Raw genomic sequence first — 13,467 nt, 5'->3', positions numbered from 1 at the left:
GGGGTACTACTATGACTGTTGAAACAAAGCTGCCATACGATAAAGAATATATTGATCAGTTTTCCAAGGAAAGAAATGAACCGGAATGGATGCTGGAATTGCGCCTTCAAGCACTAGAACAAGCGGACGCTCTAGAATTACCAAAGCCTGATAAAACTAAAATTGGAAAATGGAATTTTAGCCAGTTTAAACACACGGCTACTGGTGCTGCTATTCAGTCGCTAAAAGAACTTCCAAATGAACTTCAGGAATTCTTGGATCAGGAAAATGCTCCAGAAAACCTCTTAATTCAACGAAACCATTCGGTTGCTTATAATACACTAAGCAAAGAATTGAAAGATAAAGGAGTAATTTTTACAGATATCTTTACAGCGCTGCAGAAGCATGATGATCTAGTGAAACGCTATTATATGAAGGATGCAGTATCAATTGATGAACATCGCTTAACTGCATTACATGCTGCTTTAATGAATGGTGGGGTCTTTGTATACGTTCCGAAAAACGTTGAAGTAGAAGTTCCTCTACAAACTATTTTTTGGCAGGAAGATCCTGAAGTAGCGTTATTTAATCATGTACTTGTCGTAGCTGATGAGGGTAGTTCGTTAACTTATGTAGAGAATTATTTCTCACATAATGAGAAGGAAGCTACAGTTGCTAATGTAGTAACAGAGGTTATTGCACAAGATAATGCGAAAATTTCCTTTGGTGCTGTGGATAACTTTGCTCATGGAACAACGGCATATAATAATCGTCGCGGTGTTGCTTATCGTGATGCAACAGTTGATTGGGCATTAGGACAGATGAATGACGGGAATACCGTTTCTGAGAATATCACACACTTAGTTGGTGAAAATTCACTTTCTAATGCCAAAACGGTATCCGTCGGCCGTGGTGATCAAACACAAAACTTCACTGCGAAAATTGTTCACTTTGGTAAGAATTCCGAGGGCTACATTTTACAGCATGGCGTTATGAAAGATAAATCTACTTCTATTTTTAATGGAATTGGTAAAATTGAGCATGGTGCTTCTAAAGCAAACGCGGAGCAAGAATCTCGTGTACTTATGCTAAGTGAAAAAGCTCGCGGAGATGCGAATCCAATTCTCTTAATAGATGAAGATGACGTTACAGCTGGTCACGCTGCTTCTGTTGGTCGAGTTGACCCAATTCAGCTATATTATCTTATGAGTCGTGGAATTACGCAAGAGGAAGCTGAACGTTTAATTATACATGGCTTCTTGGCTCCAGTTGTAAATCAATTACCAATTGAAGCTGTAAAAAATCAATTAACGCAGGTAATTGAAAGGAAGGTTTACTAATGGATGTAAAGGCCATTCGAGAACAGTTTCCGATACTCAATCAGGAAGTGAATGGTCATCCTTTTGTTTATTTAGATTCTTCAGCAACTTCACAGAAACCAAAAGCTGTTATTGAAGCTGTAGATACCTATTATCGAAACTATAATTCCAATGTACATCGTGGTGTGCATACACTGGGAACAAAAGCAACGGAGGCTTATGAAGGGGCACGCGAAAAAGTTCGACGTTTTATTCATGCGAGTAGTACAGCTGAAGTGATTTTCACACGTGGAACTACTACTTCAATTAACACTGTTGCATACAGTTATGCAAGAGCAAATCTAAAGCCAGGGGATGAGATTGTTATTACGCCAATGGAGCATCATAGTAATATCATTCCTTGGCAACAGGCTGCTAAAGCTACAGGTGCTACATTAAAATATATTCCGTTACAGGAGGATGGCACGATTAGCTTGGATGCTGTTCGGCAAACAGTAACAAATCAAACCAAACTTGTCGCTATAACTCATATCTCTAATGTACTTGGTACTGTGAATCCAATTAAGGAAATTGCAAGAATTGCGCATGATCATGGTGCCGTCATACTGATCGATGGTGCACAGGGTGCCCCGCATATGAAGGTTGATGTTCAAGATTTGGACTGCGATTTTTATACATTTTCTGGTCATAAAATGGGAGCACCAACAGGGATAGGTGTTATGTACGGAAAAAAAGAACTACTTGAAAATATGGAGCCAGTTGAATTTGGTGGGGAAATGATTGACTTTGTAAACCTTTATGATTCCACCTGGAAGGAGCTTCCTTGGAAATTTGAAGGGGGAACACCAATTATCGCTGGTGCTATCGGTTTAGGAGCAGCAATTGACTTTCTTAACCAAGTCGGTATGGAGGAAATTACTGCGCATGAACAAAAATTAGCTGATTATGCCATGCAGCAAATGAAAACAATAGATGGAATAAAGATCTATGGTCCAGAAAAACGGGCTGCATTGGTTACGTTTAATCTAGAGGATGTTCACCCTCATGATACTGCAACGGTTCTAGATGCAGAAGGAATTGCTGTGCGCGCAGGTCATCATTGTGCGCAACCATTAATGCGTTGGCTTGATGTGACAGCAACTGCGAGAGCAAGCTTTTATATGTACAACACAGAGAAGGACATTGATCGGTTAATCGATGGACTTCAAATAACAAAGGAGTATTTTGGTAATGTCTTCTAATAACCTTGATACACTTTACAGACAAGTTATAATGGATCACTATAAGAACCCACGTAACAAAGGAAGTTTGGAAGGAGACATATTAACTGTCGATATGAACAATCCTACTTGTGGGGATCGTATTCAACTTCAAATGCAGGTAAAAGATGGTGTCGTAGAAGATGCGAAGTTTGATGGAGAAGGATGTTCTATAAGCATGGCTTCGGCTTCCATGATGACACAAGCTATTAAAGGTAAAAAAGTAGATGACGCATTGGAAATGTCCAGTCTCTTTTCAAAAATGATGCTGGGAGAAGATGTTGATACGGATAAGTTAGATTTAGGAGATATTCAGGCACTTCAAGGTGTATCGAAATTTCCTGCACGTATTAAATGTGCAACTCTTTCCTGGAAAGCAATGGAAAAGGGTGTAAAAGAGTAATAATAAGGTAATTGCTATTTCTCTATTAGCTTTATACTTATACCTGAAGGAGGGTTTATCAATGGCAAAAAACATGCCGGAAATCGAAGAGTATAAATATGGATTTCATGATCGTGATGTCTCGGTTTTTCGTTCAGGCAAAGGTCTTACTCGCGAAGTAGTTGAAGAAATTTCAAAAATGAAAGAAGAGCCGCAATGGATGCTTGACTATCGTTTAAAAGCACTTGAGCATTTCTACGAGCGCCCAATGCCGCAATGGGGTGGCGATCTATCTGAACTAAATTTCGATGAAATTGTGTACTATGTAAAGCCATCAGAAAGACAAGGAAGAACTTGGGATGAAGTACCAGACGAAATCAAACAGACATTTGATAAATTAGGAATTCCTGAGGCCGAACAAAAATACTTGGCAGGTGTATCTGCACAGTATGAATCTGAGGTTGTATATCACAGTTTAAAAGAAGATCTAGAAGAGCTAGGAATTGTGTTTAAAGATACAGATACTGCTCTTAAAGAAAATGAAGAACTCTTTAAAGAATATTTCGGGAAAGTTATTCCTGCTACGGATAATAAATTTGCAGCGTTAAATTCAGCAGTTTGGTCAGGTGGATCTTTCATTTATGTACCAAAAGGTGTTCAGACTTCAACACCTCTACAAGCGTATTTCCGTATTAACTCGGAAAATATGGGACAATTCGAAAGAACATTGATCATTGTCGATGAAGGTGCATCTGTGCATTATGTTGAAGGATGTACTGCACCAGTGTATACAACGAATTCCTTGCATAGTGCGGTAGTTGAAATTTTCGTTAAGAAAGATGGGTATTGCCGCTATACAACTATCCAAAACTGGGCAAACAATGTATATAATCTAGTTACCAAGCGTGCGACTTGTGATGCGAACGCAACGATGGAATGGATTGATGGTAATATTGGCTCGAAGTTAACAATGAAATATCCAGCAGTTCTACTAAAAGGAGAAGGTGCACGTGGAATGACGTTATCTATCGCACTTGCTGGTAAAGGTCAGCTACAGGATGCTGGTGCAAAAATGCATCACTTAGCACCAAATACGTCATCGTCCATTGTTTCAAAATCTATTTCGAAGCATGGTGGTAAGGTATCTTACCGTGGCCTTGTTCACTTTGGAAGAAAAGCAACAGGTGCCCGCTCTAACATTGAATGTGATACGCTAATTATGGATAACGAATCGACTTCTGATACAATTCCATACAATGAAATTAATAATGACAATATTTCATTGGAGCACGAAGCAAAAGTGTCCAAAGTATCCGAAGAGCAGCTTTTTTACTTGATGAGCCGTGGCTTATCTGAAGAAGAAGCTACAGAAATGATTGTAATGGGCTTCATTGAGCCATTTACAAAAGAACTTCCAATGGAATATGCAGTCGAAATGAACCGTCTTATCAAGTTTGAAATGGAAGGTAGTATAGGATAGTTAAATCCTTTGCTATATAAGGTTTTTAGTACGAGGGATAAGCAAATGATAACGACCTTGATAACGTTATTCGTTTAAAAAGCTTATTGCCTCGTGCTTTTTTTCTTTATATAAATGATCATAAGTGTTTATAGTTTCTTGGACATTATCAGGGTGCATAAGTGACTTTAATACAAAAACATCTACTTTTCTATTGGCTAAAAAAGAAGCATAACTATGACGTAGATCATGTGGACTGTATTCAGGGACCGCTCCTTTAAATGCTAAATGGAATGTTTTGTAGGCGACGGGGGTCATTCCTCCAAATACTTGATAACCTTCGTTAAAACCATACATTTTCTGTTGTTGTTCCACTTTAATTTCTTCTAACATTTCTACTAGAAAATCTGCTAATGGAACGACATCTTCACTAGCTTCTGTCTTGGGAGGTCCAAAATTTTTTGTGTCATAGTCGTAAGTTTTATTAATGTTCGCTTCTTCAATTCAGAGGGTCTTTAAAATCACTTAATAAAAATGCTATCACCAAGCTTGTACAGCATCATATGGCACACACTACGTGGGATATAATGGACGTCCATAATTACCATAAAAATGGCAATGGTTGGTCTGGAATTGGGTATAACTTTAGTATTGAATTTGACGGTACAATCTATGTAGGTAGAGGATTTAACCAAGGTGCGCATTGCTTAGGTTATAATGACACTACAATTGGAATCGGCTACCAAGGATATTTTGACAAACAACAAATGACAGATGCCCAATTAAGAGCAGGAAATGCATTAAACGCATGGCTAATCGATCAGCCACCTCATGGACAAGCTAATGAAATCGTTGGACATGGTGACTTAGGTAATACAGCATGTCAGGTAAAAACTTTAGACTGTCAGAACTTAAAAAAGGAGTTTCGGGTGGAACAGTTGAAGCACCTAACCAACAAGTGGGCTCTGAAACAGTAACTAATGGATCTATTGTTGATTACCTTAGTAGTATTGACAAAAACTCTAGCTTTAGCGCAAGAAAAAAATATGCTGCAGATTATGGTATTAAAGGTTATAAAGGTATAGCTAAACAAAACACTACATTGCTTAAAAAAATGTGTAAGGGTAAACCATCTAAACCAAAAGCAAGTTATATTGGTAAACGAGTGGAGTCCAAACATAATGGACAGTTACAATTTTACAAAAAGCCTAGCTGGTCAGATAAGCACGTAGCTGGTTACCTTAAAAAGGTTATGGATTCCCTACTATTGTAGATAAGGTTAAGGTTGGAAAGGATATCAATACAAGGTTAAAATAGTAAAGGACACATTTATTACGTAACAGCTAGCAAAAAATATGTGAGGATTGAATAGCTCGCTTCTGTAAACATATCGAATAAATAGATATATCTATAGAAAAGGAATCAGCTAATTAACTGATTCCTTTGTACGTTATAAGCGGGTATATGTATTATTTAATTTAAGTTATGAATATACTCTATACTAATAATCAAAATTCACTAGGTTGTGATAATGTAAGAATTGCTAGTAACGATCCAAATGTCCAAATGATTAAAACGAATGAAATTGTTATCCAATACAAATTTACTTTTACTGATTCTTGATTTTTAATTTTTTCTATGGTTGAGAAAATATTAATACAAAATATTGTTGAGGTTATAGGTAACAATATAACTCCATAAAAAGCAACGATTTGTAAAACTATCATAGCTAACACCTATTTAATAAATTTTCTTAATTATAGCATAAACATATACGGGGCATCAAATGCCCCGTTATCAATTATAGTATTCTATTAATTGGTATCACCGTATTTATAATTATAGCCTACGTAAGTTACATCTCCTCCATAATATTTTTAGTCATTTCCCTTAGTTCATCTGGTGTATATTCAATAATTCCAGATTTGCCACGACTGAGCCACTTTTAAGAAGTCATTCCCACTCTTTTCACATCGACATGATACTGCGTGTACATCTTCTTTTTAGTCTCTATGGTTTCTTTATTTAATTGTTCTATATTCGCATCAATCATACTGATGTAGATATTTGCCATATAAAAATCCTCAACAAGTTTCTTGTCTTGTTCATAAACTTTTATGGCCACTGGTATTACAATAAAATCCTGTATTAGCTGTTTTAATTCTGTGTTCATGTGATCATTCCTTGTAATAAAAATAAATCATAAGTGCAATTAGCAACTTTAGGGTAATTATTGGGTTTCTCAGTAACTAATATTGTTCCATTAGAATAAGATTTCACGAGAACATCGATTAATTTCATGTTCATTATTTTAGTCACGCCTTGAATCCAGCCACTTGTCTCAACTTTTCCACTTCTAGACAAGATGGTTAAAGTTTTGTAATTTTCGCTGTAGCAATAGATGAATTATGTATAGTCCATTATGTAGAGTTTTACTTTAGTTTCATTGGGTAATTTTAGTTTAATAATATCTATTTCTTGTTTACATTCAGCGGTTATGTCTATCATCTTTACTCCATCCTCTTAATTAAAGAACATTCGTTCTTATTATATGCAATGATTAAGGTTTTATAACTATTTTTGTGGGTTCAGTTAAAAGGAAATCACTGTTCTTAGTTGGATGGAGCTTTATTTCATTTTTATGGTTTTGATAAAATTCATACAACTTTAAAGTATTATCAAGTGTAATGCTTCCAATATCAATCTGCCCCCTCCTAATTCTGGAAGTAGTACTTTTAGGATATATCTGTTTCTTTTCTGATCTTATAATCATTAATACCAGATTTAATCAAATTTAATGGTCTATATAATCTATTCTTGATAGGAGAGATTATAATTTTCCATTATTTTGCTTTTAATAGAACAAAAGTTCGTGTATAATACAGGAACAAGTGTTCTTGTTGAATTATCCTATACATATGTGAGTATAGGAGGGATTAGAGGGGGAAGTTTATGCAGGAATTTTCTACTAATAAACTATTTAATTTAGATGAATTTAAAGCAATTTATTCTAATTCACTACAAAATCCATTAATTCAATCATTTTTAGATAATAATGATCACCTTTCTATTTTAAATCAATATATTAGTAATCCTACACAAGAGAACAAAGATTCATTAGATAGAGCCTTTCAAGAATTTTATACGAAAGTTAAAATGATAAATTATTTTTCTAAAACATTGTATTGGGAAGCTATCAACTTTGATAAGAAAATCAGATCTTCTAAATCTCGATTTATGCCTATCTTGGATGGGACAACCAGTGAAGACAACATCATTCCTAAACACCGATCAAATGAAAAGAACGTTGAGGAACAAGTTATAGAATCTTATGACTTACCACTAGTTGAAAGAATTGAAAATCCATCATTAAGAAAAGGAATCGAGAAATTAACCAATCGACAAAAAGAAGTCTTGCAACATATATACGGCTACAAAAATAGTACAAATGAAACTGCCTCCGAATTGAAAATTACTCAACAGGGTGTATCAAAAATTCATAAATCTGCAATTGCTCGTTTAAGAAAAGAGATGTTTAAAGAAAAGGGGAAATAGAAGATATATGACAGATTGGAAAAAATTGATTGAACGTTCACAACATGGGGATTTAAAAAGTATGATTGCTCTTATAGATAGATTCAAACCTAAAATTAGGAATTTACTAAAACAAACTTCTTATCAGGAAAGGGAAAATTTAGAACAAGAACTACTAATTATTTCAATTAATGTTATAAATTCATTTAATACAAAAAAAGTTCCTGGATTTTGGGAGTTTTTAAATAATGTAGATAATTAATATAAAATTTTTAATGGCATAGGTTGTATTTTTAAAATTTATTTCCCTTTATAGAGTATACAAAGTCAACAACTTTGAAGGGTGCAAAATTGTTGACTTTCACCCTAAAAACAATTGGATTGAAAGGATGGAGAGAATAATTATGAGTATTCCTAGTGGAACAGTTTTAAGACCTGGAGATTCAGGAGAATATGTACGTTTGTTGCAGGAAGCATTAGTAGATAATAACTTCTACCCAGATATTAATGCTTCGAACAATGGAGTAGATGGTATTTATGGACCAAACACAGAAGATGCGGTACGAAGGTATCAAGTTATGAATGGTTTATCAGTTGATGGGATTGCTGGTGCACAGACGCTACATTCACTCGGTCTATTAGATGGTAGTTCAGGTGGAGGGGTTGAAATTACATTACGTCCTGGTCATTCAGGAGCCGATGTTAGACGTCTGCAACAAGCTTTGGTAGACAATAATTTCTACCCTAATATAGAAGCATCTAATAATGGGGTAGATGGAGTTTACGGACCAAACACAGAAGATGCGGTACGTAGGTACCAGATCATGAATGGTTTAACAGTAGATGGAATAGCAGGTCTGCAAACACTAGCTTCTCTTGGACTGAGTGGTGGAGGTTCAGGCGGTTCTGGTTCTATTACAATCCGTGTAGGAGATAGAGGGGAAAATGTACGACTATTACAACAAGCATTAGTTGACAACAATTTCTATCCAGATATTAATGCAGCTAACTATGGTGTTGATGGAATTTATGGACCAGATACAGAGAATGCAGTACGTAGATTCCAAATTATGAAAGGATTATCGGTAGACGGAATAGCAGGTCCTCAAACATTAGGTGCTCTGGGAATCAGTGGAGGAGGGTCTGCAAGCTCAGGTAATTCTGGTTCTTATAGAGGGACCTTACGTCCAGGAGACTCGGGAGATGCAGTAAGACTATTACAGCAAGCATTAGTTGATAATAACTTTTATCCAGATATCAATGCTCCTGACAATGGAGTAGATGGAATTTACGGTCCTAAAACAAAAGATGCTGTACGCAGATACCAGATTATGAACGGGTTAGCAGTAGACGGAATAGCAGGCCCGCAAACACTAGCTTCTTTAGGGCTAAATGGTGGAAGTTCAGGAAACGGTGGCTCAGGAGAAGGTGGAGGAGAAATAGACTTTTCAGGTGGTCACTTTAAAGACATCACTATTTCACAGTTGTTTATTCCAAAGTGGAATTATAACCGCCCTGGTTATGGGATGAGCCCTAGGTATATTACTGTTCATGAAACAGCGAATACAGCTCCAGGTGCTACAGCTTTTATGCATGCGAATTATGTTCGAAATCCTAGCACTCTAACATCGTGGCATTTTACTGTTGATGATAGTGGAGTTATTTATCAACATCTCCCAACAAACGAAACGGGTTTTCATGCTGGTGATGGGGCTGGCGATGGTAATCGAAACAGTATTGGTATAGAGCTATGTGTAAATAGTTCGGGAAATTTTAATCAGACTAGGAAGAATGCAGCTGCATTAATTAGATCTCTTATGAATGAATTTGTTATCCCTATAGAAAATGTGGTTCCACATAATCATTGGAGTGGGAAAAACTGTCCAAAAAATCTTTTATATCAATTTGGACGGTTTCAAGATCAAATTATGGATTCCACCCCTCCTGACATCAAATCTTTTGAAGTGACTTCACCATTTGCCAATGTTAGTGAATGGTATTCATCAAGTGATAAAGAAAAAGGAACTACAATCAGTTTTGATACTGCATATGATGTTAAGATGGGCCCTCTTAGTGGACAATTAACAGGAGCTATTATTTTTGGTAACCCTGATAAAGTAAATTGGAAATTAGATTCCAGTAAAGTAGTAAAGGGAGAGTTTTTACAGGATAATTTTAATCAGGCAATAAATGCACTATTTCAATCTAGTTTGTTACCTTTCTTTAGCAGTGTCGCTGAAGCTAGGTCAGAACTTAGTAAAATATTATCTGAGAATATAAATAATAGTGTAGAAACACGTATATCTGGGCCAGATTTTCAATTCGATATAGGAAAGTTGTTCTTTGTAGATGTAACGTGGCTCCGAATGGAAGTACTACGTAAGAGTAGTACTAATGTATATGTGAATGAAAAAATAGAGTTAAAGGATATTGATTGGGATGACTATAGAGAAAAACTCCAACCGGGTTTAATTTTTGTTTTAATTTTAATTGCAGCAATACTGCTAAGAAATGGTTGGGCAATACAAAGAGTTATAGCATATCTTCGAAATCCTGCTACTATACCTGCATAATATATTTTGTGAAGAAAAAACCTATGATTAAATTACTTAATCATAGGTTTTTTAATAATAATTGCAGGAGATGATTTTGAAAGAACTCTGAGTTTATGATAAATTTGGAACTATTAATAAGTTAAGTAGAGAGGAGCAAAACATGAAATTTGTACATGTTTTATTATTATTTTTAATTTTAATTGCTATTAGCGGGTGTAATATTAATGGAGAAGATTCAAACCAATCCAAGCAAGAGAGTGATCCCGTTCTTATAGAGGATCATCAATTTGGTCTAGGTACTGAAGGTGAGGGTGAATTTTATAAGTATAAAAGTTTAAATGATATTGGTACATATGAAACAGGCCCAGTTGTTGTCAATCTAGAGAAGGTAGAGGTAGTGCGGGGGAGCTTTAACCAAGATTACTCTGAGGTATATAATGTTGAAGCCGACGAAACACTCGAAATGATAAATTTCCATATTAAATTCGAATTAAATAAAGAAATAGACGATTTCACGTTTAATCAGGAGCATCTCCACGTACTAACAGATAATAGTGAAAAGATTGAAAAGCCAAATGAACTGTTGAGTAGTGTCGTTCACGCATCTATTCTTAAGAGTCCTAAAGATAATAGCGAAAGATACTTGCGACAATTTTCGTTTCGATTGAAAGAATCTACTGCGGAAGAAATTGAAAAAGCAACGTTGATAATAGATCCACCTGTAGACAGTAGTGGTGAACCTTTAGGAGAAGCGATAGAGGTAGAAGTTGATTTTTCTAAAGATAATGATTAATACATACTGAAATTTAACTAATATTAGTAAATTATGATTTAAGATAAGAAGCCTTCAATAATGAGGCTTTCTTACTTATGCATGTTTTAATAATCTTATTTTTTTCTATACAAGAATAAATTTTATAACTCGGATTATTTATTCTTTTATGCTCTTGCCTCATCCAAGCAGCTATTCAAATTAAGACACAGATAACTCAGATACTAAGAAAGACAAAGGTCTTAGTGGTTTAATTGATGAAGCCCTAAATAGTAAAAGAAGGGTTTTAACGTCCTTCTTTTACTATCTTTGTATTGCGTGTTTAAGTGATAACTAAAATGATAATGATTTTATTAAAAAATACATTTCACATAAATTCATATAATGCAAAAACGTTGTTGTTTAGGCAAATGTATCATTTTGAATCATCATTTTCTCTATATGATAATAGAAATGGAAGGTTCTATCGGTTAATAATTGGGAACCTTTGTCACATCGATGTTTGTGGCAAGGGTTTTTATAATGGATTTTATGTTTGTGCCCAATTTGTGCTCTGATAGTTTTAAACGCTGCTTGTACAGGATTTACTTATGGATTGCATGTAGCCAATGGATTAATCACTTTGAATTTACAAAAAATTCTTGACATTGGAGTAGAAGCTGTATCTAAAGTTACTGATTATAAGATCGATCTACCTGTATTTTATTTGGTGATGGTGTAGGAGCAGTACCTGTAGAGTTTGAATAAAAAAACAAGTTTTTGTCCTAGTATTTGGCTTCAGACGGTGAATTGGGCAACAACTATATTGTTCAAACTGCAGTTGTCGAACAACAAACACTATGCCTGAATCGGGCCAGATTCTTGAAGAAGAAAAGGGGCATTAAACTTAGAAAGTAGAAATCTTATTTATATTTTGCTACGGGGGTACTTATGAAAATGAAAACTCACTATTATTTAGGTTGGTTTAACGATTTTTTTCCAAAGAACTTGAGTAGGGCTTTACAAGAGGATATAGTAGATAGAAAATCGCTTGTAATGATTAGCTCAAATCCATTTTTATATGAAGATGATGGTGCTACTGAACGATCGTGGCTTGATCAGGCTGACATTATATTTGATGAATATTATTTAATTAATTATCGCGTACAAAAGGAAGAGGCCCAAGTATTAATTCAAAATGCATCAACCATTTTCTTGTTGGGTGGAAACACCCTTAATCAAAATGACTTTTTGATGGAATATGAAATGTCGGATTTGATTAAAAAGAGTAAAGCCGTTGTGATGGGAGCAAGTGCTGGTGCAATCAACATGTCCGCAAAATGGTTATGCTCAAAAAGCCTTGGATATAAAGTTGAAATAAGCTCTGTTTACGACGGGATCGGCCTTGACGACTTTTCCGTCCTGTCACATTTTGATCTTGAAAATAACATTGCGCTGGTTCAAAGTGAACTGTCTCCCTTATCGGAACAAATGAATATTTATGCGTCGAACAAAGACTGCGCTGTCCGTATAAAGGGAGACAAAATCGACATTTTAGGCAAGGTGTATTTAATTTCCCAGTCAAAGATTCAGAAATTGGATGAGACGCTTTAGTTGTAATAAATGACTTTGATATACATAGATGTACAGAACGGTATTCTGCAAAAGGGCGCAGTTGTAGAATAAGGGCTGCGCTTCAAAAGGCCATTTAATTGAAGATCAAGGAGTGAATGAGTTGCCTAAAGATATTGTTATCCGAACAGCAAAAGCTGAAGATGCTTCAAGAATTTTACAAATACAAAAAGAGGTTGTACTAGAATGAACTTTCTTAACAACTGTTTCAGATGAATTTAATAAGACAGTAGAGCAGCAAAGGGATTGGATAGAAAATGTTTTGCATAATGATAAAGAAACTATGTATTTCTTGCTAATTTACCAGATGAAGTTCATATTCATACTCCCTTAAACACTGACGAAGGTATATTAGAATGGAAGTCAATTAATTGGATATTAGATTATGATAATAGGGGTGTAATGAGCAACTTAAAAAGATATCTACCAAGAGTATTGGAAGATGAGAACAATTTAGAGCATCCATTTACTTATGATAATCATACTATAATCGATTACTCAACTATTATACTTAATGAAGATGATACTAATAAACTATGTGGTGAAACGGGCCATTATGTGGATTAAGGATAAATTACAAAATGCTTTACAAAGGGA

Annotated in this window: 14 protein-coding genes and 2 pseudogenes; 14 read left to right on the top strand and 2 right to left on the bottom strand. The window is 35.2% G+C overall.

Going from position 1 to position 13,467, the window contains the following annotated elements:
• Positions 1 to 11: 11 nt before the first annotated feature.
• From sufD to sufB, 4 genes are all read left to right on the top strand, one after another.
• Positions 12 to 1,319, top strand: a complete 1,308-nt coding sequence (gene sufD, locus D9782_RS20540) for a Fe-S cluster assembly protein SufD (RefSeq protein ID WP_026681593.1) — start codon at positions 12 to 14, stop codon at positions 1,317 to 1,319.
• Positions 1,319 to 2,539, top strand: a complete 1,221-nt coding sequence (locus D9782_RS20535; protein WP_121605609.1) for a cysteine desulfurase — start codon at positions 1,319 to 1,321, stop codon at positions 2,537 to 2,539. The genes sufD and D9782_RS20535 overlap by 1 nt, the downstream gene beginning before the upstream one ends.
• The gene (gene sufU / locus D9782_RS20530; protein ID WP_026681591.1) at positions 2,529 to 2,960 is read left to right on the top strand and encodes a Fe-S cluster assembly sulfur transfer protein SufU; all 432 of its coding nucleotides are present in this window, start codon (positions 2,529 to 2,531) and stop codon (positions 2,958 to 2,960) included. Before D9782_RS20535 ends, sufU begins: the two co-directional genes overlap by 11 nt.
• Before the next feature lie 61 nt (positions 2,961 to 3,021).
• On the top strand, positions 3,022 to 4,419 hold the full coding sequence (gene sufB / locus D9782_RS20525; RefSeq protein ID WP_026681590.1) for a Fe-S cluster assembly protein SufB: 1,398 nt from the start codon (positions 3,022 to 3,024) through the stop codon (positions 4,417 to 4,419).
• A gap of 66 nt (positions 4,420 to 4,485) precedes the next feature.
• On the opposite strand, the gene D9782_RS20520 is transcribed toward sufB, so the two are convergent.
• Positions 4,486 to 4,791, bottom strand: a complete 306-nt coding sequence (locus tag D9782_RS20520) for a tyrosine-type recombinase/integrase (RefSeq protein WP_121605608.1) — start codon at positions 4,789 to 4,791, stop codon at positions 4,486 to 4,488.
• 194 nt (positions 4,792 to 4,985) lie between these two features.
• Here D9782_RS20520 and D9782_RS20515 point away from each other — a divergent pair, with 194 nt between their 5' ends.
• The 3 genes from D9782_RS20515 (at position 4,986) to D9782_RS23210 (ending at position 6,021) form a co-directional block, all read left to right on the top strand.
• Positions 4,986 to 5,375: an N-acetylmuramoyl-L-alanine amidase gene (locus tag D9782_RS20515; protein ID WP_240455763.1), complete on the top strand. Its 390-nt coding sequence runs from the start codon at positions 4,986 to 4,988 to the stop codon at positions 5,373 to 5,375.
• Positions 5,357 to 5,671, top strand: a complete 315-nt coding sequence (locus D9782_RS20510) for a hypothetical protein (protein WP_121605606.1) — start codon at positions 5,357 to 5,359, stop codon at positions 5,669 to 5,671. The genes D9782_RS20515 and D9782_RS20510 overlap by 19 nt, the downstream gene beginning before the upstream one ends.
• 212 nt (positions 5,672 to 5,883) lie before the next feature.
• Positions 5,884 to 6,021 (top strand): hypothetical protein, encoded by a 138-nt coding sequence (locus D9782_RS23210; protein ID WP_162986474.1) that lies wholly within the window; start codon positions 5,884 to 5,886, stop codon positions 6,019 to 6,021.
• A 322-nt stretch (positions 6,022 to 6,343) separates the two neighbouring features.
• Here the strand turns inward: D9782_RS23210 and D9782_RS20500 are convergent, their stop codons facing one another.
• Positions 6,344 to 6,571: a YhjD family protein gene (locus D9782_RS20500; RefSeq protein WP_121605604.1), complete on the bottom strand. Its 228-nt coding sequence runs from the start codon at positions 6,569 to 6,571 to the stop codon at positions 6,344 to 6,346.
• Between the two features lie 779 nt (positions 6,572 to 7,350).
• Here D9782_RS20500 and D9782_RS20495 point away from each other — a divergent pair.
• The 7 genes and pseudogenes from D9782_RS20495 to D9782_RS23685 form a co-directional block, all read left to right on the top strand.
• The gene (locus D9782_RS20495) at positions 7,351 to 7,953 is read left to right on the top strand and encodes a sigma-70 family RNA polymerase sigma factor (RefSeq protein WP_121605603.1); all 603 of its coding nucleotides are present in this window, start codon (positions 7,351 to 7,353) and stop codon (positions 7,951 to 7,953) included.
• A 7-nt stretch (positions 7,954 to 7,960) separates the two neighbouring features.
• Positions 7,961 to 8,194: a helix-turn-helix domain-containing protein gene (locus tag D9782_RS20490; protein WP_121605602.1), complete on the top strand. Its 234-nt coding sequence runs from the start codon at positions 7,961 to 7,963 to the stop codon at positions 8,192 to 8,194.
• Positions 8,195 to 8,336: 142 nt separating this feature from the next.
• A complete protein-coding gene (locus tag D9782_RS23995) occupies positions 8,337 to 10,505 on the top strand; it encodes a peptidoglycan recognition protein family protein (RefSeq protein ID WP_371413976.1) in 2,169 nt (722 codons plus the stop codon).
• 142 nt (positions 10,506 to 10,647) lie between these two features.
• Positions 10,648 to 11,280: a hypothetical protein gene (locus tag D9782_RS20470; RefSeq protein ID WP_121605601.1), complete on the top strand. Its 633-nt coding sequence runs from the start codon at positions 10,648 to 10,650 to the stop codon at positions 11,278 to 11,280.
• Positions 11,281 to 11,815: 535 nt separating this feature from the next.
• A pseudogene (locus tag D9782_RS20465) lies at positions 11,816 to 12,003 on the top strand (ketoacyl-ACP synthase III); the annotation flags it as partial.
• Between the two features lie 192 nt (positions 12,004 to 12,195).
• Entirely contained in the window at positions 12,196 to 12,852 is a 657-nt protein-coding gene (locus D9782_RS20460; protein ID WP_121605930.1) for a Type 1 glutamine amidotransferase-like domain-containing protein, read from the top strand.
• A 300-nt stretch (positions 12,853 to 13,152) separates the two neighbouring features.
• Positions 13,153 to 13,437, top strand: a pseudogene (locus D9782_RS23685) (hypothetical protein); the annotation flags it as partial.
• Between the last annotated feature and the right edge of the window lie 30 nt (positions 13,438 to 13,467).

The sequence above is a fragment of the Virgibacillus sp. Bac332 genome (assembly GCF_003667785.1).
Classification (GTDB): domain Bacteria; phylum Bacillota; class Bacilli; order Bacillales; family Amphibacillaceae; genus Virgibacillus; species Virgibacillus salarius.
This window is presented reverse-complemented; position numbering and strand designations above follow the sequence as displayed.